We start from the raw sequence: 23,972 nt of genomic DNA, 5'->3' as shown, positions 1-23,972 counted from the left end.
TTAATGTGCTGTACATGCGTTCAGCATCGGAGGATCTGACCACTCGCGCGCGGATCCGCGACACCGCGATCGACGTCTTCGGCGTGCAGGGTTTCACCGCCGGTGTGCGGTCCATCGCCAGCGCCGCCGGCGTCTCACCCGGGCTGCTCAACCACCACTTCGGGTCCAAGGACGGACTTCGGGCAGCGTGCGACGAGTACGTCCTGCGTACGATCCGCGAATCGAAGGCCGCCTCGGCCGGTCCTACCGGGGTGATGGAACAGCTTGCTCGCATCGACGAGTACGCACCGCTCGTCGCCTACATCGTGCGGAGCTTCTCCTCGGGCGGAGCTCTGGCCCGAGAGTTGTTCGAGCACATGGTCGACGACGCGGTCCGGTACCTCGACGACGGAGTACGCGACGGCCGATTCACACCCAGCCGCGACCCCGCGGCGCGCGCCCGGTTCCTGACGCGCCAGAACGTGGGCGGTCTGCTGTTGTACGTGCAGATGGCCGGCCCGGACGTCGATTTCCGTGCGGCTCTGAGCGCGCTCGGCGACGAGGTCATGCTGCCGGCACTCGAGCTGTACACCGACGGATTGTTCACCGATTCCCGAATCTTGGACACCTATCTGGAGGCCGAGCAATGACCGACGCCATCGCAGTCGACGATCTGGTGAAGACGTTCGGTTCGGTCCGGGCCCTCGACGGCCTGAACCTGCACGTCGAGACCGGTGATGTGCACGGCTTTCTCGGCCCCAACGGGTCGGGTAAATCCACCACGATCCGCGTCCTGCTCGGTCTCGTGCGCGCGACGTCGGGGACGGTCCGGTTGCTCGGCGGTGATCCGTGGGCAGACGGCGTCGCACTGCATCGACGGCTGGCCTACGTTCCCGGAGATGTGACGCTGTGGCCGTCGTTGACCGGCGGGGAGGTGATCGATCTGCTCGCCAGGATGCGCGGCGGTATCGATTCCGACCGCCGGGCGGAGCTGATCGAACGGTTCTCCCTCGACCCAGGCAAGCGGAGTCGCACCTATTCGAAAGGCAACCGCCAGAAGGTCGCTCTGATCTCGGCCCTGGCATCGAACTTGGAGCTGCTGCTCCTCGACGAGCCCACTTCCGGTCTCGATCCCCTGATGGAGCAGCAGTTCGCCGAATGCGTGAAAGATGCTGCGCGACGCGGAGTCACGGTGCTGCTGTCCTCGCACATCCTGTCCGAGGTGGATGCGTTGTGCAGTTCGGTCACCATCGTCCGGGACGGGCGCACGGTGGACACCGGGACCCTGGCGTCGATGCGGCACCTCACCCGCACGACGATGACCATGACTGTGGATCGAGTACCCGGCGATCTCGACAGGCTCTCCGGGGTCAGTGGGGTGACCGTGGACGGGTCCACGATTACCTGCACGGTGGAGAACGAGGCGCTCGCTGCGGTGATGCACGTCCTGGCCGACGCAGGCGTGCAGAGCATGATCAGCTCCGCGCCGACTCTCGAAGAGCTGTTCCTGAGGTACTACGCATGAACAGTCTGAGCGGCACAGCGGCGTTGCTGCGGTTGTATCTACGCCGCGACCGACTCGTGTTGCCGATCTGGGTCGTTCTGCTCGGAGCGCTCCCGCTGCTGTACGCGGTCAGCTTCGAGGGGCTGTATCCGACGGCGGCAGACCGTCGAACGTTCTATCTCGGCACCGAGGCAGTGCCGGCGCAAGCGGCTCTCGTAGGGCCGATCTTCGGTAGCGACCTCGGTGCCCTGGTGTCGTGGCGCGCTGGACTGATGCTGACCCTCGTTCCGTTGGCGGCGATCCTCACCGTCGTTCGGCATACCCGCGGTGAGGAGGACGCGGGTCGTGTCGAGCTGGTCGGGTCGACTGCAGTGGGCAGATTTGCAGGGTTGACAGCGGCCGTGCTCCTGGCGGGCGGCGGTGTGATGGCGACGGGAATGCTGTCGTTCGTCTCGCTGTGGGCATTCGGTCTGCCGGTGGCCGGGAGCGTCGCGTTCGGTGGCTCGATCGTCGTCGTCGGTGCGGTGTTCGTCGGCTGCGCGGGGCTGGCAGCACAGGTGGCGTCCGGGGCTCGCGCGGCTCGCGGATATGCCCTCGGCGTGTTGGCCGCAGCGTTCGTTCTCAGAGCGATCGGCGACATCGGTTCGGGAACCCTGTCGTGGTTCTCGCCGATCGGGTGGTCGGCGCAGGTGCGACCGTTCGCCGACGAACGGTGGTGGCCGCTGTTGCTGTCGCTGGCGACCGCTACGGCATTCGTCGCCGCAGCGTTCGTGGCAGCGAATCGACGCGATCTCGGCAGTGGTCTGCGGGCCGAACGCCGCGGCCGGGTGGCTGCCGTTCCGTCGCTGTCCGGTCCCGTCGCCCTCGCGTGGCGACTCTCGCGCGGAACCACCGTCGTCTGGACCGTCGGCCTCGCCCTGTTCGGTATCGCGATCGGATCGTCGACGGACGGCATCGGCGATCAACTCGGCAGCAGCGCCGCCATCAGCGACGCACTGGGCAAGTTCGGCGGCACCACGATCGAACAGTCGTTCATCGCCGTCGTGCTGAGCATGGTCGGCATCATGGTGGCGGCTTATTCCGCGTCGGCCGTGCTACGTCTGCACAGCGAGGAAGAGTCGGGTCTGGCCGAGATCGTGCTGGCCACCGGTATCTCGCGCCGTCGGTGGGCGGCGGGGTATCTACTCTTCGCCGTCCTCGGCCCGGTGTGGCTACTGCTGGTCGTCGGCCTCACCATCGGGCTGACGTACGGGTCGGCGACCGGCGATGTATCGGGCGAATTGCCGTCCGTCGTGGGCGGTGCACTGAGTCAGCTCCCGGCCGTGTGGGTGGTGACGGCCATCGGCGTGGCTCTGTTCGGCGCGGTACCTGGGTTCGCGACCGTCCTGTGGGCGGTCCTGGGCGGCTTCGTTGCCCTGGGGCAGATCGGGGCGGTGGTGGGGCTGCCGCAGTGGGTACAGGACATCTCGCCGTTCACCCACCTGCCCAAACTGCCAGGCGGAGAGTTCTCGGTGACGCCCTCGCTGTGGCTCGTCGTTATCGCCGCCGCCGCAGGCGGTGCCGGAAGCACCGCGCTGCGTCGACGGGACGTCCGCGGCTGAGTGAATCGGCCGCGACTCAGTTCGGTGTCGAGTCGCCGTACTGGTTCTCGACGTTCTGCTGGAATTCGTCGGCGCATTGTTGTTGCGCTGCAGTATCGCTGCCTGCGTTGGTCATGCAGTCGGTGAAGTCCTGTCCACCGACTGCGTTGAACAGGCCGACGCCGACGACGACGAGAACGATCGACAAAGCCGCCGCCACGAAACCGAGAATGATCGCGATGAGAGACACGGTGCCGTTGGTGGCGACGCGCTTCTTGTACCTCGACCGACCGATGAAGCCGAGGACGATCGCGATCAGGCCGAGAACAATGCCGCCGACGATGGTCCAGGAGAACAGCACACCGAGAATCGCGAGAACCAGCGCCACTGTGCCGATGGTGTTCTTCGGCGCTACCGGCTGTTGCTCGTATCCACCCTGCTGATATCCGCCCTGCTGGGGGTACTCGCCGGGTGAAGGATAGTTTCCGGGCGGGGGATAGTCATTCGACACGTCTGATACCTCCGAGATCGGCGATCGTGAACGCTCGGAGTGTATGCAGATCTCTACCGTGCGCGCAGACGCCACGTGCCCCCGTGATCAACTTGTCATCGAGCGTTCCTGTCAGCCGCCCAGTCGCGAGTGCATCTCCCAGATCAGGATCTCGGCTGGTTCCGAGGCCGTAATTCGCTGTCCGCCAGTGGAACTCATGCGTACCGCGTCACCCTCGTACAGTTCTCCGACACCCTCCATCGAGACGGTGCCGCGGACCACGAACACATGCACGAACGGTGCGTCGGGAACGGTCACGGTCGAATCCGGTGTCAGTCGCGCAGCGTGCAACGCGGCCGACTTCTGGCCGATGCCGATGGCCGCCTGACCACGGTGTCGGTTCATTCCCGACGCGACGGTGACGAGTCCGCCCCGCAGCAGTTCGTCGTCGATCTCGAGTTGCTCGTAGCCCGGTGCGGTGCCGGGGCTGTCTGGCATCACCCACATCTGTACGAAGCGGACGGGTTCGGTGTGCCGATTGCCGTCGATACTCCAGGAGTCGTTCTTCTCCGAGTGCATGATGCCTTTGCCCGCACTCATCCGTTGCGCCAGTCCGGGATAGATGATGCCGGAGTGCCCGATCGAATCCTGATGCACCAGAGAGCCCTGCACCACCCACGTGATGATCTCCGTGTCGCGGTGCGGATGCGTTTCGAATCCCTGCCCGGCAGTGACGATGTCGTCGTTGTTCACCAACAACAGGCCGTGGTGGGTGTTCTCGGGGTCGTAGTGCTGACCGAAAGAGAACGAGTGCTTCGAGTCGAGCCAGGACACACGGGTTTTCAGTCGATCACCGGCACGATGCACGTCGATGTGGGCGGTCAGTGGAGCGGACATGTCCCCACTGTACGAGCATGTCGATGCATCGGCGTACGACCTGCATAACGTTCGGGTGTCTTTGCCGCCGGGGTGTGACGGCGGCCCCGAGTGGGTAGGTTCGGACACGGCACGGTCACACGCTCTGCAACTCCCCGAAGGCGGCGAGAGATACTCATGGTCGGTTCCAGCTCGAGCGCGGCACACGCTGTTCGACACCTGCTCGAGGACGCACTGGTGTCGTGGTTGCCAGGTCAACGATGGTTCGGCGCAAAGGGTTCGACGGTGGGTGCCGTACGGATCGTCGCTCGCGACGTACTGCACGACGAGCCGCATTTCGCCGCCGAGCACCTGCTCGTCGAGGTGGACCTCGTCCAAGACGGCACGTCGGTGACCCAGACCTATCAGGTGCCCCTCGGTTTCCGCACCGAGGTGCCCGAGGAACTACGCCCGTGGTTGTTGCCGGTGCCCGGTGAGGTGGCAGTGTTCGACGGGTTACGTGATCCGGAGATCATCGCCCTGTACGGTGACGCGTTCTCCGATGAGAACCCCACGGGCAGTATCGAATTCAAGGTCGTCGACGGTTCGAGCGTGCCGCAGGGCATGCGCGGTCGGGTTCTGGGTGCAGAGCAGTCCAACACGTCGGTGATTCTCGGTGATCTGCTGCTGCTCAAGCTGTTTCGTCAGGTACCGCCCGGAATCAGTCCGGACGTCGAGTTGCACCGTGCGCTGGCCGAGGCCGGCAGCGTCAACGTGGCACCGCTGCGAGGGTGGCTCGAAGCGCAGGTCGGCGGTGAGACGACCACGCTGGGGATGATCCAGGACTTCGCCGCGAATTCTGCCGAGGGATGGACCACTGCGCTGGCCAGCGTGCGCGAGGTGTTCGATTCCCCCGACACACCGATCGAGGATTTGTCCGCCGATTTCGCTCCCCACGCGCATCGACTCGGCGCTGCCGTCGCGCAGGTACACCACGACCTCGCGTCGGTTTTGGGTACCGCCGAACGTTCCGTGGAATCGACGGCCGTCGAAGAAATCCTCGAACGCATCTCCGGAGTAGCGCGAGTGGTTCCGGAGATCGCCCAGTACATCCCCGCCGCGACGGCCCTGATCTCACGGGCCGAGGCGTCGAGCAGTACCACCGTCCAACGCATTCACGGCGATCTGCATCTGGGGCAGGTATTGGGGACCCCCGAACGGTGGCTGCTCATCGATTTCGAGGGAGAGCCGGCCAAGACGCTGGACGAGCGCAGACAAATGGACAGTGCTTTGCGCGACGTCGCGGGAATGCTGCGGTCGTTCGACTATGCCGCCAACCACCTCCTCGTCGACCTGCCGGAGGACCCGGCTAGACGGGAACGCGCCGAGCAGTGGGCTGCGCGGAGCATCACGGCCTTCTTCGATGGGTACGCATCGGTGGCCGGCCACGATCCACGCGACGAAGCCGATCTGCTGCGCGCATACGAACTGGACAAAGCGGTCTACGAGGTTCTGTACGAAGCGCGCAATCGACCGACCTGGCTCTCTCTGCCGATGCGCGCGGTCGAACGGTTGGTCAGCTGACGGCCGGGAAACGGGCTGTAGGGGCGGGCGTGGACCGGCCCGTCTACGACAAGTACCGTATTGCCTGACACGGGAGGCAGGACATGAACGGTATTTTGGCAATTTTCGGCATCGCGGTGGTAGTCATCACCATCGTCGTGGTGGTCGTGCTCGTCGCGGTGTTGTTCGTCGCGTCGATCAAGCCCGACAAGCTGAACATCGACCTCGGTCGCAAGAAGCGTGAACGGGAAGAAAGTTCCTCGACGGTCTGAGACCTCGGTCACCTCTGGCACCGATTCGCGCAGACGCGGAGTTGTATCGATTCGAAGCGTCGGTCGACGCTTCCGGTTCTACAACTGGAGACCTCGTGAGCACAGCACTGTCAGCGCCTACGGAGCCCGACTGCAGGGCGCGCCTGTTCGGTGAGACTGTGCCGGCCCAGTTCGCTCGTTTCGTGATCGTCGGGGTATCGAGCAACGGCGTCTATGCACTGCTGTTCGTCGCTCTCGCGTCGTTCGGGTCTTTCCCCGCCAATCTGGCGGGAGCGTCGGCGAGCACCGTTCTCGCCAACGAGTTGCACCGTCGCCACACCTTCCACGCCGCCGACCGCGTCGGCTGGTTCCAGACCCAGTGGGAAGCGGGAGGACTCGCCCTGATCGGGCTGGGTCTGAGTACCGCCGCGCTGGCCGCAGTCCACCTCCTCGTTCCCGCCGCCGCCACGTACGTTCAAGTTCTGGCTGTGATCGCCGTCAGCGGTCTGGTCGGTGCCGCTCGATTCCTCGCCCTTCGCGGATGGGTATTCCGTTCGCCGAGCCTCCCCGGAATGGAAGCGGCTCACTCGTGATGCTGTGACAGAGCACGACCGGTCTCGAAGATCGGTTGCTACCTGTAACAGAGTTTCGGCGAGGCTTCGTGATAGTCGCCCGTATCGACCTAGGCTCGTGAGCTGACGTCAATGCGAGGAGGCATGTCGAATGGCCAGGGATCTGACACAGCTCGAGCTTCTGCAGGAGCTGGTGCCCACTGCCGAGGACAATGTGAACCGTCATATTTCGATGGCGCGCGAATGGCATCCCCACGACTACGTGCCGTGGGACGAAGGCCGTAACTTCGCCGCGCTCGGCGGCAAGGACTACGACCCGGAGCAGTCCAAGCTCTCCGACGTCGCGCAGGCCGCGATGATCACCAACCTGCTCACCGAGGACAACCTGCCGTCCTACCACCGTGAGATCGCCGAGAACTTCTCCCAGGACGGTGCCTGGGGAACCTGGGTCGGCCGCTGGACCGCCGAAGAGAACCGCCACGGCATCGTCATGCGCGACTACCTCGTCGTCACCCGCGGCGTCGATCCCGTCGCCCTCGAAGAAGCCCGCATGATCCACATGACCAACGGGTACGCGTCGCCCGCCGGCGCAGGGGTCGGTCTGTTGCACTCGGTCGCGTACGTGACGTTTCAGGAACTCGCGACGCGTGTCTCGCACCGCAACACCGGCAAGGTCTGTGACGACCCGATCGCCGACCGCATGCTCCAGCGCATTGCCGCCGACGAGAACCTGCACATGATCTTCTACCGCAACATCACCGGCGCAGCGATGGACATCTCGCCGGATCAGACATTGCAGGCCGTCTCCGACATCGTGACGAACTTCGTCATGCCCGGTGCCGGCATGCCGAACTTCCGCCGCAACGGTGTGTTGATGGCCAAGCACGGCATCTACGACCTGCGTCAGCACCTCGAAGACGTCGTCTGGCCCGTGCTGCGCAAGTGGCAAGTGTTCGAGCGCAACGACTTCACCGCCCGCGGTGAGAACAAGCGTGAAGAACTCGCCGCGTTCCTCGAAGACCTCGAACGCCAGGCCACCAAGTTCGAGGAGATGCGAGATCGCTCGCTGGCCCGCGAACGCGCCAAGGCCGAGGCGTGCGCGTCCTGAGGTGCCTGCGGCAGTGGTGCGACAAGGCCTGCGGGTCGTTCCGCAGGCCTTGACTCCCATGTGCCCCCAGCGGCATATAACCGCACCACTGCGGCGAAGCCGCATACTGGGGTGTGAACGAATTCTGGGACCGCATTTCCGCGGTGAGTCCTGATCCACCCGTGTGGATCGTCCAAGTGGCTGCCCTGGCGGCGCTCGTCATCGTCGTGTTGCCGCAGACCTGGCGGATTGCACGCAACGTGGTGACCATCGCGCACGAGGGTGCGCATCTGTTCGTCGCGTTGATCACCGGGCGTCAGTTGATGGGTCTTCGGCTTCATTCGGACACGTCCGGCGTCGCGATCTCCAAGGGCAAGCCCACCGGACTCGGTGTCATCGCCATGACTTTTGCGGGCTATGTCGGTCCGTCTCTTCTCGGACTCGGAGCCGCTCTGGTGCTGGGTACACAGCGAGCGTCGGCCGTGCTGTGGATCGGCATCATCTCGATTGCGTTGATGCTGTTGATGATTCGCAACATCTACGGACTGCTGTCTCTCGTCACCGTCGGTGGGCTGCTGTTCGTCGTGTCCTGGTGGGGTACCGGGGAACAGCAGGTCGCTGCGGCGTACTTCATCACGTTCTTCCTGCTGATCGCCGGTCCGCGCCCCGTTCTCGAACTGCAGAAATCCCGAAGTGCCGGACGGGCGCGGGACTCCGACGCCGATCAACTGGCTCGGCTCACCTTCCTGCCCGGCATCGTCTGGGTCGGACTGTTCCTCGTCGTCACCGTCGGCGCACTCGCACTGGGGGCGTGGAGAATCCTCGTTCCGGTGCAGTGACGACCGGCCTTGGTGTCAGCCCTCCGTCTGTTCACTTTCCGTCAACGAGCTCACCAAGGGCGTGATGCGCTCTGCTTGGGTCTGCGGTCGCGCAGCATTGTCGATCGGCATCAACAACCGACGCCGGTCGCTTGCTCTCTTCCGCTCCCATACGGTCGTGCAGCTCGCGTCTTCCATCGCACGCGCCAGATCCTCTGGCACCGGAACGAGATCGGGGTCGGCCGGTTAGAATTCGCACGACACCAGATCACCGGCAGCGACGCCCAACCGACGCTGGAGACCTGCACCGACGTAGACGAACGACCCGGACAGCACAGTCGAATCTGCTTTGTTGAGACCGAGATTGAGACTCAGTCCGTCGATCGAACCGTCGATCCGGCGAGTCGGCCACCGCCCCGCGGCCTCGACCAATCGAGTCGGTACACGAATGATCGTGTACGTGTTCTTGCCCCACGTCAACGGCTCGAGCACTCCGTCGAACCGAATGCGGTCACTCACGATTGACTCGCATCGCTCACAGCGGCAGCATAATCAAGTGACGGTCTCTTCGGCGGGAGCTCTCACCCGCGACTAGGTTGGCGTCGTGACTCTCACTGAAGTGTGGACGGCATACATGGCGGCCCTCCAGGAGCGCGCGCCGGTCACCGCTGCGTCGATTCGGGCTCCGCGGGCCCTGGGTGAGCGTGAAGCCGCCGAACGTGCGACGACCCCGTGGCCGGATGAGTTGCGCGAGTTCTACGGGCTGCACGACGGGCAGCACGTTCCCTCGGGTACAGACCACGTCCCGGTTGGCTCGGTGTTGCCGGATTCGAATCTATTGTCGTTGGACGAAGTTCTGGCCCGGCACACGTTCAGCCTCGAAAATCCACATCCGATCGATGATCTGGGCGATGACTGGCCTGATCTCGTTCGCGCCCAGCAAGCAGGTGAGACGGCGGAGATGTTCGTCCCTGCTTATGTCCCGTTTGCCGAGGATGGCGCCGGTGGAACTACCTACGTGGATACTCGTCCGGGTTTGCGTCGAGGATGTATCCGCAACTTTTCGTACGATTCCGCCGACCAGGGTGCGCCGTGGTTCGACTCCCTGACCGAGTACATCGCAGCTCTGTACCGCAGCGTCGAGTCCGGATCTCCGATATACGACGACGTAGTACCCACGTTTGTGGACGGTGTGCTCGAGTGGCGTGACCCCGAATTATCCGACGGATCGATGGCACATGCGGCGACGCTCCCGGTCATCCGAATACCTTTCGCACTCTTCGACTTTCGTCCGTCGCAATTGTCGGACGACGACGACCTGATCGATCTCGACCATGTCCGTCGTACCGTCATCGAGACCGCTCGGAGGCTGCACCCTTACTCCGTGGTGGAGGACGCACGAGCGGTGTATCGGCAGGTGCCGCGTGTGCGCGGTGCCAACATGAATTGGTGGGTGTCGATCAATGGAGCGGAGACGGTCTTCACCGCAGTTGTCACCGGAGAGGGACACGACGTCCTCGTTCTGGAGCTTCCGTCCGGGGGATGTGTGCTCGAGGGCGACCAAGGAGAAGCCCGCTAGAACACCACCCACAGCAGCGACGCGAGGGCGAAGATCGCCAGTCCTAGTGTCGTTTCCATGACGGTCCAGGTCTTGAGGGTGGTCTTCTCGTCCATGCCGAAGAAGCGGCTGACGAGCCAGAAGCCGGAATCGTTGACGTGGGAGAGCACGGTCGCTCCGGCGGCGAGTGCGAACACGAGCAGGGCGATCTTGAAATTGCTCAGATCGAGCTCGGCGACCTGCACCGAGATCAGCCCGGCGGTGGTGGTCAAGGCGACGGTGGCCGAACCCTGCGCGACGCGTAGCGCGGTGGCGATCAGGAAGGCCTGCAACAGGATCGGCAGTCCGAGATCGGACAACGAGGCGGTCAGAGACTGGCCGATGCCACTGGCCCGAAGTACTCCGCCGAACATGCCGCCGGCACCGGTGATCAGGATGATCGAGCAGATCGGACCGAGGGCCTGGTCCATGTACTTGGCACCGTCGGCGACGGGGAATCGTCCGGGCGCGAGGATGAACAGGGCCAACAGCAAGGTGATGAGCAGCGCGATGGGCGTCTGCCCGATGAGAGTCAGGGCCGCTGCCCAGGTCTCGTCTCCGGTCAGCACACCCGAGGTGGTCAGAGTGTTGACCACGGTGTTGAGCGAGATCAGTACGAGCGGTGTCAACAGAATGAACAGCACCGCACCGAACTTGGGGGCCGGGTCGCGGAGGCCGGCCATCTCTTTGTCGTGTTCTTCGGAGTTGGCTGCGCCGTCGGCGAAGAGGTCGGCAGGCGCGGTGACGAATCGTTTGCCGAGCTGGGTACCGACCAGGTAGGAGCCGACGAACCAGGAGACGACTGCGACGGGGACGCCGACGAGAAGCACCGAACCGATATCTCCGCCGAGGAGTTCCGTGGCGGCGACGGGACCGGGGTGCGGGGGAACGATGGCGTGCATCGCGGCGAACGCGCCTGCGGTCGGCAGTGCATACAGCAGCACCGACCCGCCGAAACGCCTGGCAACTGTGAAGATGATCGGTAGGAAGACGACGAGTCCGGCGTCGAAGAAGATGGGGAAGCCGAAGATCAGCGCGGCGACACCGAGGGCGAGCGGTGCGCGCTTGGCTCCGAATCGGTTGATCAGAGTATCGGCCAATACTTGAGCGCCACCGGTGATTTCGAGCAGTCGGCCGACCATCACGCCCAGGGCGACGAGTAGAGCGACCGAACCGAGGGTGGAACTGAAGCCCGAGAGCAATGCCGACGGCACGTCTGCCAGTGGGATCCCCGCTGCGACGGCGGTGACGGCGCTGACCAGAACCAGCGAGACGAAGGCGTGCAGTTTCACCTTCATGATCAGGAACAGCAGAACTGCGACGGCTGCTGCGGCGATCAGGAGTAGGGGAGTCGTCCCGTACGCCGGTTCGATCGGATCCATCTGTGTACCTCGTTCACTCGGCTGGAGATTCGACCATAACGGACAGCTCAGTGCCCGCGCGGGGATACCGAGCACGGCCGTCGGACCTGGAGTTCGTGGTGGAGTACCGTGCGAGTATGAGTGATGGGGATCACGTAGTGGGTGGGGACAGCTCCGACAAGCCTTCGAAGGACGCTCTACGCGAGCAAGCGCAGCGCTATGCCGCAGCGGCCCGGCTGAAGATGAAGGAGCGACGCGCGAAGGCGTCGGGTGGCCTCGGGTCCGTGGTCGCCGACCGCGCAGGAGATTGGGATCTCGACGATCAGAACACCGTGGCGATGGACCGTCAGCAGAAGCTCTGGAACGGGGTCATGGATCGCTACTTCCGAATGGAGATCGATGGGTGGGAGACGATTCCCGAGTCGCCGGTTCTCGTCGTCGGAGTGCATTCGGGTGCGCCGTTCGTGTGGGACGCGTGGACGGTGGGTGCGCAGTGGTGGCGACACTTCGGCGACAAGCGCATCCTGCACGGCACTGCGCACGACGCGCTGATGGCATTTCCGTTGATCGGCAAAGTCTTTCGGTCCATGGGAGTGTTACCGGCGGCTCCGGACTCGATGTCGACGGCGTTGGCCGAGGGCCGAGACGTGATCGTGTGGCCCGGTGGTGAGGTCGATTCGCTGCGGCCGTGGAGCAAGCGTGACGAGGCGACACTGGGTGGTCGAACCGGTTTCGTCAAGCTTGCGATCCGGATGGGTGTGCCCATCGTGCCGGTGGCGACCGTGGGCGGCGCCGACGCCATGCCGGTGCTCATTCGAGGCGACAAGCTCGCAAAAGTGCTCGGACTGGACAGGTTTGCGCGCCTGAAGGTCTTTCCCATCGCCATCTCGCTGCCGTGGATCATCGCGCCTGCCGCGCTGCCGCAGATTCCGTTGCCCGCCAAGATCCGAACCCGGTTCATGCCTCCGGTCGAGCTGGACCACGATCCGTCGCGCTGTGACGACGAGGCCTACGTCGACGCGAAATACGACGAGGTCCGCGCCAGTATTCAGGCCGGCATGGACGAGCTCGCCAGCAAGCGCAAGTTCCCGGTGTTCGGCTAGTTCGCTCGCGCCGGGCATCGCGGACCGTAGCTGACCGCGATCGTTTCTAGCGTCTCCTCTCGTACGGATTCACCGATACGACGAGGGGCGCACGAGATGATCGAAACATCGGGATTGACCAAGACTTTTCGGCAGGGCAAGAAGACCGTGGAGGCGGTGCGCGGCATCGATCTGACGATCGGTGAGGGAGAACTGGTCGCTCTCCTCGGCCCCAACGGTGCGGGCAAGTCGACCACGCTGCGAATGCTGACCACACTGCTGGCACCGACGTCGGGTTCGGCCCGGATCGCAGGGTTCGACGTGGGCAGGGACCGGGACAGTGTCCGGCGCAGTCTCGGCTACGTGGGGCAGGGAAACGGCGCGGGACACAACCAGCGCGTGCGAGACGAACTCGTCGTGCAAGGCCTGTGCTACGGCATGACTCGTCAGCGATCACGAACTCGCGCAGACGAATTGATCGACGCACTCGAGCTCGGCGAACTGCGCTCGCGCACCGTCTCGACGCTCTCCGGCGGACAGCGTCGCCGACTCGATATTGCCCTGGGGCTGGTGCATCGACCGGCGCTGCTGTTCCTCGACGAGCCGACCACCGGAATGGACCCGCAGAGTCGGGCCAACCTGTGGGATCACATCCTCCGGCTGCGACGCGAGATGGGCACGACCATCGTTCTGACCACCCACTACCTCGACGAGGCCGATTCGATGGCCGAGCGGGTCATCGTCGTCGACCACGGAACCGTCATCGCCGACGACACCGCCGCGTCGCTGAAATCGGAACTGGCAGGCGATCTGATCGTTCTCACCGTGTCCGACGCGTCGGCGCTTCTTCCGCTTCTCGACGGCATCGACGGCATCAGAGACGTCACGAGATCGGGTTCGCGGCTGAACCTGCGTGTCGGACGCGCCGAAGTCGTTCTTCCGGAAGTGTTGCGGCGGAGCGAGTTACACGGTATTCACGTACATACTGCGGACATGACCCGACCGACTCTCGACGACGTGTTCCTCGGACTCACCGGCCGTAGTCTTCGAGAAAGTGCCGCAGCGCTCGACAACTCGAGCGTGGCAGGAGAACTCCGATGAACGTTCTCTCCGGAAGCACTCTGGTGATGGGTCGGGAATTGCGGCCGATGGTGCGCGATCCGTTCACCGTCATCTTCAGTCTCGTCCAACCGCTGATCCTGCTCGCTCTGTTCGGCCCACTGCTCACCGATGTCCCCGGTCTCGGCGACGGAAGTGTCTGGGACTGGTTCGTGCCGGGTGTTCTCGCGATGATCACCATCTTCGGCACCTCCATGACGGGCTCGAATCTGCTGGCCGAGTTGCAGCAGGGTTCTCACGAGCGAATGTTGGTAACTCCGTTGCCGCGATCGGCGCTGCTCGTCGGGCGCGCGTTCAAGGAAATGGTGCCGCTGGCCGCACAGGCCGTGTTGATCGTTCTGGTGGCATTGCCGCTGGGGTTGTCCGTGAATCCGATCGGTGCCGCTGTGGGAATCGTGCTGCTCGGGGTGTTCGGCGTCGGGCTCGGCGCGCTGTCCTACGCGTTGGCTTTGGCTGTGCGCGGACAGGATTGGGTGTTCTGGTCCATCCAGCAGACATTGATGTTCCCGCTGCTCATCCTCTCCGGCACGATGCTGCCGCTGACGGCCGCCCCGGGGTGGATGCAGTTCCTGGTGAACATCAACCCCCTCGGATATCTCGTCGACGCCGAACGTGCACTGTTCGCCGGAGACTTCGCGAGTTCGACGGTGATGGCAGGTGTCGTCGCAGCCGCAGCCACCGCGGCGGTCGGGTTGATCGTCGGCATCCGGGCTATGGGCTCCTCGCGCGAGTGAGGCTAAGCTCGCGTCATGGATCGGCCTGCGGTAATTCTCGAGAACGACGAGACGGTGTACGACTTCTATCTGCGTCATCAGCAGAATCGTCAGGTTGCGAGGCTGGCGTACGCCGCCCTCGCCCGACGCTTCCGCCCGCGGGTGTCGTATTCCGACGGTGCCCGGGAGGAGCTGCGGCGTCTGGTGTACGACAACACGCGTCTGCTCATCGCGGTCAATCACCTCACCGAGAGTGATCCGTACACCCTCGCAGCGGCGGCCTGGGCGTCGCCGCTGCGTCCGGTGATCGGGCGCACCAGAGTGCTCGCGAAGGACGAATTGTTCCAGGACCCCAAGCAGCGCAAGCGAATCGACATGATGGGCGGCATTCCCGTCTTTCGCGGTAAGAATCACGGGATGCGGGCAGTCAGTGCGGCAGGCAACCGCATGATGGACATCAGTGCCGAAAGAATGAAGCGCGGCGACGACCTCGCGGTGTTCCCTGAAGGCACCTGCAACCTCGAGGATCCGACGACGGTGCAACACGTCGGCAGCGGAATCGGCCACATCGCGATGCGGGCCCGCAAACTCGGCGTCGAGCCGACGTTGATCTGCATCGGACTGAGTTACGGCCCCGGCTCGGCGAAAGTGAAGCAGGCGAGCGTCTACTTCGATACGCCCATCACCGATCTGCCCCAGAAACCGATCGACATCACCCGGGTGGTGGCAGAGGGAATGCAGAAAGCACTCGACGGAGCGGTGGCTGCGTACTGACTGCGCCGCCGGGGTTGGTAGAAACAGATGACAGGTAATTCGATTCGGCGTTGTGTCAGGAGATATTCGTGAGCGATCAGATCAAGACGGCCATCGTCACCGGTAGTGCCCGGGGTATCGGTGCAGCAGTGGCCAAACGACTGGCCAAGGACGGTTTCGGTGTCGCGGTGGTCGACCTCGACGAGGCCGCGTGCAGCGACACCGTCGGCGCGATCGAGGCCGCAGGTGGGCAGGCCGTGGCCATCGGCGCAAACGTGGCCGACGAGGAGTCGGTGCAGACTGCAGTCGACCGCATCGCGAGCGAGTTCGGTGCACCGACCGTACTGATCAACAACGCAGGCATCACCCGCGACAACCTGCTGTTCAAGATGACGGTGCAGGACTGGGATTCCGTGCTCGGCGTACACCTGCGGGGCTCGTTCCTGATGACGCGTGCAGTGCAGAAGCACATGATCGACGCCAAGTGGGGTCGCATCGTCAACCTGTCGAGCACCTCGGCCCTGGGCAACCGCGGTCAGGCGAACTACTCCGCGGCCAAGGCCGGCATGCAGGGATTCACCAAGACTCTCGCCATCGAGCTCGGCAAGTTCGGTGTCACCGCCAACGCCATCGCCCCCGGATTCATCGAAACCGAGATGACGGCAGCCACCGCCGAGCGGGTCGGAATGTCGTTCGACGACTTCAAAGCTGCTGCGGCGTCGCAGATTCCGGTCAACCGCGTCGGACATCCCGACGACATCGCCCACCTGGCGTCGTTCTTCGTCAGTGAGGGTGCCGGCTTCATCTCGGGTCAGGTCGTCTACGCAGCCGGTGGCCCGAAGGACTGACGTCTCCCGAACGCGTGAATGGACCATTCACGAGCCCGGACGGGTGTGAATGGTCCATTCACGCAGAGCGCACAGCGACTACGGCGTCGGCATTCCGCCGTTGACGTTGAGGGTGTCTCCGGTGACGTACCCTGATTCGGCCGACGACAGATAGACGTACGCACCGGCGATCTCGGCAGGCTGCCCGGCGCGTCCGAGCGGTGTTTCCTTGCCGAATTCCGGCAGCGCCGAGGTCGGCTGACCGCCGGCTGCCTGCAGCGGTGTCCAGAACGGTCCCGGCGCAACCACATTGACGCGAATTCCCTTGGGTGCCAACTGCTGGGCGAGAGCCTTGCTGATGGTGTTGATGGCCATCTTCGTCGTCGCGTAATCCACCAGTCCGGGCGAAGGTGTGTACGCCTGGATGGAGCTGGTGTTCACGATCGTCGAGCCGGCAGGCATGTGCGGCACTGCTTCCTGAATGATCCAGAACAGTGCGTACACATTGGTTTTGAAGGTCTGGTCGAACTGCTCCGACGTGAGATCCGCCAGATCCTCGACGAACTGTTGCTTGCCTGCCACGTTGACCAACAGGTCCAGGCCGCCGAGCTCGTCGACGGCGGTGTGCACGAGGGCGCGGGCAGCTTTCTCATCGGTGAGGTCTGCCGGTGCCAGGACGGCGGTGCGACCGGCGTCGCGAACGAGCTGGGCGACGTCCTGAGCGTCCTTTTCCTCCGACGGCAGGTAGTTGAGAACTACGTCGGCACCCTCGCGGGCAATGGCGATGGCGGCCGCACGGCCGATGCCGGAGTCGGCACCGGTGATCAAGGCCTTACGGCCGGTCAGCCGTCCGGACCCGCGGTACGTCTGCTCGCCGTGGTCGGCCAGGGGTTGTAGATCGGCAGCGAGACCGGGCGGATCCTGGTGCTGCTCAGGGAATCCGTCCTGGCGGTACTGCGTGACGGGATTGGTGAAGGTGTACTGATCACTCACGATGGGGTCGTCTCCGAACCTGGTATTCATTGCGTGGGGAACCTGCTGCTCGATTCCGTCTCCACGCCGAATGCCCAGAGTCGCCCGCAAACAAACTGAGTCGGGTCTCTCCCTGGCTCACGCCATCCCCCAAGTTCCACACCATCCCCGCCAACGGATGAATGCGGCATTCAGCTACTTCAAGTAGCTGAATGCCGCATTGATCCGGAAGGGGGCGGCGTGCCGGAAAAGCAAGGCTGTGGGCTAGGAGTACGTGTAGAAACCCTTGCCGCTCTTGCGACCCAGCATTCCCGCGTCCACCATGCGCTGCAGCAGCGGGGGCGGAGCGTAATGCGGCTCACGGAATTCGGCGTACAACGATTCTGCGACCGCGAGGGTGACGTCCAGGCCGACGGTGTCGGTCAGACGCAACGGTCCCATGGGGTGGGCGCAACCGTTGACCATGCCGTCGTCGATGTCCTCGGCGCTGGCGAAGCCGGATTCGAGCATCCGGATGGCCGAGACCATGTAGGGGATGAGCAGCGCGTTGACGATGAATCCCGCACGGTCGCCCGCACGAATCGTCTTCTTGCCCAGGGTGTTCGCCGCGTAATCGGTGACGGCGTCGACGGTCTCTTCGCTGGTGAGGAGGCTGACGACGATTTCGACCAACGGTAGTACCGGCACCGGGTTGAAGAAGTGCACTCCGACGACCTGGTCGGGTCGCTTCGTCGCGTTGGCCATCTTGATGACGGGGATCGACGAGGTGTTCGTCGCCAGGATTCCTTCGGGTTTGACGATGGAATCGAGCTTGCCGAACAGATCCAGCTTCAGTGATTCGATCTCCGGTGCCGCCTCGATCACGAGGTCGCGATCGGCGAAATCGTTGATGTCGAGCGTCAACGAGATTGCGGCGCGGGCTTTCTCGGCCGCGTCGGCGTCGATGCGGCCGGACTTGACGGCCCGTGCGAACGACTTGTCCAGGCGTGCTTCGGCGGCGTCGGCGGTGCCCTGGCTGGTTTCCAGGATCAGCACCGAGCTACCGGAGCGGGCGCACATTTCGGCGATACCGGCACCCATGGTGCCGCCGCCGATGACGCCTACGAGTTCGATGTTGCTCATTTGAGCAGCGCCCGCGACATGACGACACGCTGAATCTGGTTGGTGCCCTCGTAGATCTGCGTGATCTTGGCGTCGCGCATCATGCGCTCGACGGGGAAGTCGGTGGTGTAGCCGGCACCGCCGAAGAGCTGGACGGCGTCGGTGGTGACCTCCATCGCGACATCGGAGGCGAAGCACTTCGCTGCGGCAGAGATGAATCCGAGGTTCTTCTCGCCGCGCTCGGCGCGTGCCGCGGAGCTGTAGACCATCAGGCGGGCAGCTTCGACCTTCATTGCCATGTCGGCGAGCATGAACTGCACGGCCTGGAAGCTCGAGATCGACGTGCCGAACTGCTTGCGGTCCTTGGTGTATGCGATGGCTGCATCGAGAGCGCCCTGAGCGAGGCCGACGGCCTGTGCGCCGATGGTGGGCCGGGTGTGGTCGAGGGTTTCGAGCGCGGTCTTGAACCCGGTACCGGGCTCACCGATGATGCGGTCTCCGGGGATCTTGCAGTTCTCGAAATAGAGCTCGGCGGTGGGCGAACCCTTGATGCCGAGCTTCTTCTCCTTGGGGCCGACGACGAATCCTTCGTCGTCCTTGTGCACGATGAACGAGCTGATGCCGTTGGCACCCTTGTCGGGATCGGTGACGGCCATGACGGTGTACCAGTCGGACTTGCCGCCGTTGGTGATCCAACACTTGGAGCCGTTGAGGATCCAGTCGTCCCCGTCGGCCTTCGCGCGGGTCCGCATGCTGGCGGCGTCGGAGCCGGCTTCGCGTTCGGACAGTGCGTACGACGCCATCGCGCCGCCTGCGAGCGAGGGCAGGACCTGCTTCTTGAGCTCCTCGGAGCCCTTGAGGATGAGGCCCATCGTGCCGAGCTTGTTGACGGCGGGAATCAGTGAGGATGAGCCGCAGACGCGGGCGACCTCTTCGATGACGATGCAGGCGGCAACCGAGTCGGCACCCTGACCGTCGTACTCCTCGGGAACGTGGACGGCGTTGAAGCCGGACGCGTTGAGGGCATCGAGCGCCTCCTGCGGGAAGCGCGAGTCCTCGTCGACCTCCTTGGCGTACGGGGCGATCTCCTTCTCCGACAGGGCCCGGATCGCTGCGCGCAGCTCCTCGTGTTCCTCGGGTGACTGGTAGAGATCGAAGTCGGGATTTCCGGCCATGTCGGCCACGCTCCTCGCGATGTCGGGGGTACAGCACTGCCCAGAAAGGGCACTCAGTGCCAAGCTTCACCTCAGTGTACGACCGGACCGGCCCCGATTCAAGGGTGGGGCTCGCCAAGACGGCACTGAGTGCCATCTTGGGTGGGTGTCACTCCGGAAGGTGGCGGGCCAACGCGTCGGCGACGGTGTTCACGGACGTGCCCCGCGGGAATGTCGCGACCACGACGTCTCCCGAGGATTGGGCGCGGACCTGCGCCAACGCTGCGCGCAGGTCGGTGACGGACGTCGGTAGGCCGTCGCGGATCATCCGTCGTAGAAAGTAGTTGTGGGTCGCGGTCACCGAGGCGGAGAACTGCAGGATCTCCAGATGAGGGTGGTCGGGAAGCGCCCGCTGCAGGTATTCGACGAAGAGACGGTCGTAGCGGAACACGGTGACGATCTCGCGATCGCGGAGGGCGGGAATTCGATGCACCACCTGATATCGCAGCCGCGACATCTCTTTCCAGTCCGAGAATCGCTCGTACACCAACTGGGCGGCATCGCAGACGGCCTGCCATGGGTCGCCGGTGTTGGACGCGAGCAAAGCGCCGACCTGTTCGAGCAGAATCTCGTGATCGGCGAAGACGACGTCTTCCTTGGCGCGGAACTGCCGGAAGAACGTTCGACGCGAGATTCCGGCCGCCACCGCGATGTCGTCCACCGTCGTCGAGTCGTAGCCCTTGACCGAGAACAGATCCAGGGCCGCGGTGGCCACGGTCAGCCTGAAGTCGACGGATTCCTCGGGTTCTCCGCGCATGCCAGTGAAGGTAGCGGAGTTTCGGCAGGGGCACTGAGGTCGTCCTTCTCGGTGGCTGATTGCTAGTGTTCGCAAGTAGCCTGCTGCGCAGTGCTCGGCGAAGCGGAAGGACGTCATGGCCACGGATTCGAGACGACCGCTGTACCGAATGAAGGCCGACTTCTTCAAGACGTTGGCTCATCCCGCGCGCATTCGAGTGCTGGAACTGTTGAGCGAACGCGAACACGCAGTGTCCGAGATGCTGCCCGAGGTGGGCATCGAGCCGGCGAATCTGTCGCAGCAGCTGTCGATTCTGCGTCGCGCGGGTCTCATCGAGGGCACTCGGGAGGGATTGTCGGTGTCGTACACGCTGACATCGCCCAAAGTGGCGGACCTCCTCGTGGTGGCCCGGGAGATATTGACCGGCGTGGTGGCCAACCAGGTGGAACTGCTGGACGGCGAGTCCGGATCGCGCACCTGAGCCGATGTTCGAGGGAGGTGTGCAGCATCTCGCCGCATCTGATTCATTACTTGCTAAACTTAGCAATCAACTGGATCAAGAACGATGAACTTTCAGGAAGCGTCGCATGTCCGAACCGACGAAACGCACCCGCATGAACGACGCCCTGAGGGCGGTTTCCGCCCTTCTACCCAGATGGAGCGAGTGGAAGCCCGCGCTGCGCGCACCCGGTTCGGATCTTCTCGCCGGCCTCATCGTGGCGCTGGTGGCGCTGCCCCTCGCGCTCGGATTCGGAGTCAGCACCGGGCTGGGTGCAGCGGCGGGACTGACCACCGCCATCATCGCGGGAGTCGTGGCCGCGGTATTCGGTGGCTCACGGTTTCAGGTATCGGGTCCGACCGGTGCGATGACGGTGGTGCTGGTCCCGATCGTCGCCGAGTACGGGCCGACGGGAGTGCTCGCGGTCGGGCTGCTGGCCGGGATCATTCTGTTGGTGCTCGCGGTAGCAGGAATCGGCCGAGCTGTGCGGTACATGCCCGCGCCCGTCATCGAAGGATTCACCGCGGGCATCGCCGTTGTCATTGCACTGCAACAGGTTCCGTCGGCGCTGGGTATCACGGACGCGAAAGGTGACAAGGTCTGGCAGTCCGCGTTCGATGCTGTCCGTTCGTTCGTCGCGCATGCAAGCATCCTCACCCCCGCTGTGGCGATCACCGTCGCGATCGTCATGCTCGTCGGCGGCCGCCTGGCACCGAAGATCCCGTTCTCGTTGGTCGCGGTTGCTGCCGCTACCGTGGCCACCCAGCTGTTCGATCTGGACATCGCCCGCATCGGCACCATTCCGTCGTCGTTGTCCGCCCCGAGCCTGGGCTTTTTCCACATGGGTGACAAGACGGCGTTGCTGGCCCCGGCGTGTGCCGTCGCCGCTCTGGCTGCCCTGGAATCGTTGCTGTCCGCCACGGCCGCGGACTCGATGGGCGTCGGCGCTCGCCACAACCCCGACCGGGAATTGTTCGGACAGGGCCTTGCGAACATCGCCGCACCCATGTTCGGGGGCATCCCCGCCACAGGTGCGATCGCCCGGACAGCAGTCAACGTTCGATCCGGTGCCCGCACCAGGCTTGCGGCCCTCACCCACGCGGTGATCCTCGCCGTCATCATGTACTCCGCGGCGGGGTTGGTTGCCGATATCCCGCTCGCGGCCCTGGCGGGAGTGCTGCTCGCAACCACGGTGCGGATGGTCGAGACCGCGTCGATCCGGGCGATCACCCGCGCCGGCCGCGGGGATACCGTGGTGATGGCGGCGACCTTCCTCGTCACGGTGGTCTTCGATCTCGTGACGGCGGTGGCGGTCGGCGTCGGGTTCGCTGCCGTCCTGGCTCTCCGGGCCGTTGCGCGATCGGCCACGGTCGAGCAGGTCCCCTTGAACACACTCGATGCGGTCTCGAAGGAAGAAGGAGACCTGCTGCGGGAACACATCGTCGCGTACCGCATCGACGGTGCGCTGTTTTTCGGTGCCGCGCACAGCTTCCTGCTCGAACTCGCCGACGTCTCGGACGTGAAAGTGGTGATCCTGCGCATGTCCCGAGTCACCACGATCGACGCCACCGGTGCCATGGTTCTCAAGGACACCATCACCGAACTCGAACACCGACACATCACCGTCCTGATCTCCGGTGCCAAGCCCGAGCATCTGCGTCCCCTCGCAGCCCTGGGTGTGTTCACCACCAAGGACGACGACGCTCGACACGTCTTCGACACCACCCCGCAGGCCATCGCCTGTGCACGCACGCTGGTGACCGAGGCGACCACTCCCCGCGGGTAGGGTCGTAGGTCACACTTGCGTACGAAAGGACCAGCTCATCGTGGCTCTCGTTGCCGGAATCGACTCTTCCACCCAATCGTGCAAGGTTTTCGTTCGCGATGCCGACACCGGGGAGTTGGTGCGTCACGGCCGTGCCGGTCATCCCGACGGCACCGAGATCGACCCGCAGCGGTGGAAGGAAGCACTCGACGAGGCCGTCGACGCCGCCGGCGGGCTGGACGATGTCGCTGCGGTGTCGGTCGGCGCGCAACAACACGGCATGGTCTGCCTCGACGACAACGGATCCGTGGTCCGTAAAGCATTGCTGTGGAACGACACTCGATCGGCCCAGGCGGCAGAGGATCTGATCGCGGAGCTCGGCGAGAAGACCGGTGGCGACGGCGGTCAGGCCTGGGCCGACGCGGTCGGCGTGGTTCCGTTGGCCTCGATCACCGTCGCCAAGCTGCGGTGGCTCGCCGACAACGAGCCCGACAACGCCGATCGCACTGCGGCGGTGTGCCTTCCGCACGATTGGATCGGCTGGCAGCTCGGTGGCGCGTCGGGGCTCGACGCCTTGGCCACCGATCGCGGCGATGCGAGCGGCACCGGATACTTCTCGGCGGCCACGAACGAGTATCGAACGGATCTGTTGCAGTTGGGCTTTCGTGGCCGCAACCCACTGCTGCCCCGCGTGGCTGCGCCGAATGAGGCGATAGGCCACACTGCCGCCGGGGCGCTGATCGGCCCGGGTACCGGAGACAATGCCGCGGCGGCGCTTGCCCTCGACGCACAGCCCGGTGATGTGGTGATCTCGATAGGCACGTCCGGCGTCGTCTCGGCGGTGACCACCGCAGCCGCGGCCGACGGTTCGGGCCTGGTCGCCGGATTCGCCGACGCCACCGGGCGTCAGCTGCCGTTGGTGTGCACGCTCAACGCGGCGCGTGTCCTCGATGCGACGGCGCGAATGCTGGGCGTCGATCACGACGAGTTGTCGCGGTTGGCTCTGTCGACGACGAGCGACGGTGTGGTGATGGTGCCGTACTTCGAGGGCGAGCGGACGCCCAATCTCCCCGATGCATCCGGAGCGATTCATGGACTACGACTGAACAATTCGACTCCGGGCCATCTCGCTCGCGCGGCCGTCGAAGGACTGCTGTGCGGACTGGCCGACGGTATCGACTACCTGCGTGCACAGGGAGTGGACGTGCGGCGTGTGCTGCTCATCGGCGGCGGTGCCAAGTCCGCGGCGCTCCGAGCCTTGGCCCCGGCAATTCTCGGGGTGCCGGTGGCCGTACCCGAGCCCGGTGAATACGTCGCCGACGGGGCAGCGCGCCAGGCGGCATGGACTCTGGCCGGGACCAGTGAGCCGCCGACCTGGGCGCAGGCTACCTCGAAGACATACGAGGCAGACCCCACGCCGGCGGTGCGAGAGCGCTACGCGCATGTGATGCTCCTATGAGTGTCAAGTGGCAGTTTTCTGGGTGAGAAGTTGGAACATTTCGCGGGCGACGGCTCGTTTGAGGCAGCGGATTAT

The 23,972-nt window shown here is 64.5% G+C and carries 26 protein-coding genes; 17 read left to right on the top strand and 9 right to left on the bottom strand.

The window, feature by feature from the left end; genetic code table 11:
* Positions 1–14: 14 nt before the first annotated feature.
* The 3 genes from J2X62_RS25350 to J2X62_RS25340 are packed head-to-tail and all read left to right on the top strand — an operon-like array spanning position 15 to position 3,084.
* Complete coding sequence (locus J2X62_RS25350) at positions 15–629, top strand: TetR/AcrR family transcriptional regulator (RefSeq protein WP_027495276.1); 615 nt, start codon at positions 15–17, stop codon at positions 627–629.
* On the top strand, positions 626–1,504 hold the full coding sequence (locus tag J2X62_RS25345; RefSeq protein WP_310184220.1) for an ABC transporter ATP-binding protein: 879 nt from the start codon (positions 626–628) through the stop codon (positions 1,502–1,504). The genes J2X62_RS25350 and J2X62_RS25345 overlap by 4 nt, the downstream gene beginning before the upstream one ends.
* The gene (locus J2X62_RS25340) at positions 1,501–3,084 is read left to right on the top strand and encodes an ABC transporter permease (protein ID WP_310184218.1); all 1,584 of its coding nucleotides are present in this window, start codon (positions 1,501–1,503) and stop codon (positions 3,082–3,084) included. The genes J2X62_RS25345 and J2X62_RS25340 overlap by 4 nt, the downstream gene beginning before the upstream one ends.
* 16 nt (positions 3,085–3,100) lie before the next feature.
* Here J2X62_RS25340 and J2X62_RS25335 read toward each other — a convergent pair whose 3' ends face one another.
* Together J2X62_RS25335 and J2X62_RS25330 are read right to left on the bottom strand one after the other, a co-directional pair.
* A complete protein-coding gene (locus tag J2X62_RS25335; protein WP_228139326.1) occupies positions 3,101–3,574 on the bottom strand; it encodes a DUF4190 domain-containing protein in 474 nt (157 codons plus the stop codon).
* Positions 3,575–3,685: 111 nt separating this feature from the next.
* Positions 3,686–4,450, bottom strand: coding sequence for a pirin-like bicupin family protein (locus J2X62_RS25330; RefSeq protein WP_032382365.1), 765 nt, complete (start codon positions 4,448–4,450; stop codon positions 3,686–3,688).
* A 156-nt stretch (positions 4,451–4,606) separates the two neighbouring features.
* On the opposite strand from J2X62_RS25330, the gene J2X62_RS25325 reads away from it, so the two are divergent.
* The 5 genes from J2X62_RS25325 to J2X62_RS25305 all read left to right on the top strand — a co-directional run bounded on the left by J2X62_RS25325 (position 4,607) and on the right by J2X62_RS25305 (position 8,720).
* Complete coding sequence (locus tag J2X62_RS25325) at positions 4,607–5,992, top strand: maltokinase N-terminal cap-like domain-containing protein (protein WP_052073947.1); 1,386 nt, start codon at positions 4,607–4,609, stop codon at positions 5,990–5,992.
* 83 nt (positions 5,993–6,075) lie between these two features.
* Entirely contained in the window at positions 6,076–6,243 is a 168-nt protein-coding gene (locus tag J2X62_RS25320; protein WP_196250485.1) for a hypothetical protein, read from the top strand.
* Between the two features lie 95 nt (positions 6,244–6,338).
* A complete protein-coding gene (locus J2X62_RS25315) occupies positions 6,339–6,815 on the top strand; it encodes a GtrA family protein (protein ID WP_045841001.1) in 477 nt (158 codons plus the stop codon).
* Between the two features lie 130 nt (positions 6,816–6,945).
* Positions 6,946–7,902, top strand: coding sequence for an acyl-ACP desaturase (locus J2X62_RS25310; RefSeq protein WP_310184217.1), 957 nt, complete (start codon positions 6,946–6,948; stop codon positions 7,900–7,902).
* A gap of 113 nt (positions 7,903–8,015) precedes the next feature.
* Entirely contained in the window at positions 8,016–8,720 is a 705-nt protein-coding gene (locus J2X62_RS25305) for a M50 family metallopeptidase (protein ID WP_032369542.1), read from the top strand.
* A 15-nt stretch (positions 8,721–8,735) separates the two neighbouring features.
* On the opposite strand, the gene J2X62_RS25500 is transcribed toward J2X62_RS25305, so the two are convergent.
* Positions 8,736–8,921: a YdeI/OmpD-associated family protein gene (locus J2X62_RS25500; RefSeq protein ID WP_371832769.1), complete on the bottom strand. Its 186-nt coding sequence runs from the start codon at positions 8,919–8,921 to the stop codon at positions 8,736–8,738.
* 24 nt (positions 8,922–8,945) lie between these two features.
* Positions 8,946–9,218, bottom strand: a complete 273-nt coding sequence (locus J2X62_RS25300; protein WP_310184215.1) for a DUF1905 domain-containing protein — start codon at positions 9,216–9,218, stop codon at positions 8,946–8,948.
* An 85-nt stretch (positions 9,219–9,303) separates the two neighbouring features.
* Here J2X62_RS25300 and J2X62_RS25295 point away from each other — a divergent pair, with 85 nt between their 5' ends.
* Entirely contained in the window at positions 9,304–10,278 is a 975-nt protein-coding gene (locus J2X62_RS25295) for an SMI1/KNR4 family protein (RefSeq protein WP_310184214.1), read from the top strand.
* On the opposite strand, the gene J2X62_RS25290 is transcribed toward J2X62_RS25295, so the two are convergent.
* The gene (locus tag J2X62_RS25290; RefSeq protein ID WP_032367146.1) at positions 10,275–11,678 is read right to left on the bottom strand and encodes a GntP family permease; all 1,404 of its coding nucleotides are present in this window, start codon (positions 11,676–11,678) and stop codon (positions 10,275–10,277) included. The genes J2X62_RS25295 and J2X62_RS25290 overlap by 4 nt on opposite strands.
* 116 nt (positions 11,679–11,794) lie before the next feature.
* On the opposite strand from J2X62_RS25290, the gene J2X62_RS25285 reads away from it, so the two are divergent.
* The 5 genes from J2X62_RS25285 to J2X62_RS25265 all read left to right on the top strand — a co-directional run bounded on the left by J2X62_RS25285 (position 11,795) and on the right by J2X62_RS25265 (position 16,172).
* A complete protein-coding gene (locus tag J2X62_RS25285; RefSeq protein WP_052053635.1) occupies positions 11,795–12,760 on the top strand; it encodes a lysophospholipid acyltransferase family protein in 966 nt (321 codons plus the stop codon).
* Positions 12,761–12,856: 96 nt separating this feature from the next.
* On the top strand, positions 12,857–13,840 hold the full coding sequence (locus tag J2X62_RS25280) for an ATP-binding cassette domain-containing protein (protein WP_027495289.1): 984 nt from the start codon (positions 12,857–12,859) through the stop codon (positions 13,838–13,840).
* A complete protein-coding gene (locus J2X62_RS25275) occupies positions 13,837–14,592 on the top strand; it encodes an ABC transporter permease (RefSeq protein WP_032367145.1) in 756 nt (251 codons plus the stop codon). Before J2X62_RS25280 ends, J2X62_RS25275 begins: the two co-directional genes overlap by 4 nt.
* A 15-nt stretch (positions 14,593–14,607) precedes the next feature.
* Positions 14,608–15,345, top strand: coding sequence for a 1-acyl-sn-glycerol-3-phosphate acyltransferase (locus J2X62_RS25270; protein WP_027495291.1), 738 nt, complete (start codon positions 14,608–14,610; stop codon positions 15,343–15,345).
* A gap of 68 nt (positions 15,346–15,413) precedes the next feature.
* Positions 15,414–16,172, top strand: a complete 759-nt coding sequence (locus tag J2X62_RS25265) for an SDR family oxidoreductase (RefSeq protein ID WP_032367143.1) — start codon at positions 15,414–15,416, stop codon at positions 16,170–16,172.
* A 78-nt stretch (positions 16,173–16,250) separates the two neighbouring features.
* On the opposite strand, the gene J2X62_RS25260 is transcribed toward J2X62_RS25265, so the two are convergent.
* The 4 genes from J2X62_RS25260 to J2X62_RS25245 all read right to left on the bottom strand — a co-directional run bounded on the left by J2X62_RS25260 (position 16,251) and on the right by J2X62_RS25245 (position 20,195).
* Positions 16,251–17,174 (bottom strand): glucose 1-dehydrogenase, encoded by a 924-nt coding sequence (locus tag J2X62_RS25260; RefSeq protein ID WP_080730209.1) that lies wholly within the window; start codon positions 17,172–17,174, stop codon positions 16,251–16,253.
* A gap of 213 nt (positions 17,175–17,387) precedes the next feature.
* Positions 17,388–18,236 carry a 3-hydroxybutyryl-CoA dehydrogenase gene (locus J2X62_RS25255; RefSeq protein WP_027495294.1) on the bottom strand — a complete coding sequence of 283 codons (849 nt, stop codon included), beginning with the start codon at positions 18,234–18,236 and terminating at the stop codon, positions 17,388–17,390.
* Positions 18,237–18,241: 5 nt separating this feature from the next.
* Complete coding sequence (locus tag J2X62_RS25250) at positions 18,242–19,399, bottom strand: acyl-CoA dehydrogenase (protein ID WP_027495295.1); 1,158 nt, start codon at positions 19,397–19,399, stop codon at positions 18,242–18,244.
* Positions 19,400–19,547: 148 nt separating this feature from the next.
* Positions 19,548–20,195 carry a TetR family transcriptional regulator gene (locus tag J2X62_RS25245; RefSeq protein WP_310184210.1) on the bottom strand — a complete coding sequence of 216 codons (648 nt, stop codon included), beginning with the start codon at positions 20,193–20,195 and terminating at the stop codon, positions 19,548–19,550.
* A 115-nt stretch (positions 20,196–20,310) separates the two neighbouring features.
* On the opposite strand from J2X62_RS25245, the gene J2X62_RS25240 reads away from it, so the two are divergent.
* The 3 genes from J2X62_RS25240 (at position 20,311) to J2X62_RS25230 (ending at position 23,897) form a co-directional block, all read left to right on the top strand.
* On the top strand, positions 20,311–20,655 hold the full coding sequence (locus J2X62_RS25240; protein ID WP_310184209.1) for a metalloregulator ArsR/SmtB family transcription factor: 345 nt from the start codon (positions 20,311–20,313) through the stop codon (positions 20,653–20,655).
* A gap of 106 nt (positions 20,656–20,761) precedes the next feature.
* A complete protein-coding gene (locus J2X62_RS25235; RefSeq protein ID WP_310184207.1) occupies positions 20,762–22,459 on the top strand; it encodes a SulP family inorganic anion transporter in 1,698 nt (565 codons plus the stop codon).
* Positions 22,460–22,499: 40 nt separating this feature from the next.
* The gene (locus J2X62_RS25230) at positions 22,500–23,897 is read left to right on the top strand and encodes an FGGY family carbohydrate kinase (protein ID WP_310184206.1); all 1,398 of its coding nucleotides are present in this window, start codon (positions 22,500–22,502) and stop codon (positions 23,895–23,897) included.
* The last annotated feature ends 75 nt before the right edge of the window (positions 23,898–23,972 follow it).

It is taken from the genome of Rhodococcus sp. 3258, from assembly GCF_031456475.1.
In the GTDB taxonomy this organism is placed as follows: domain Bacteria; phylum Actinomycetota; class Actinomycetes; order Mycobacteriales; family Mycobacteriaceae; genus Rhodococcoides; species Rhodococcoides fascians.
The sequence above is the reverse complement of the archived record's forward strand: the minus strand, read 5'-3'. Positions and strand labels throughout refer to the sequence as shown.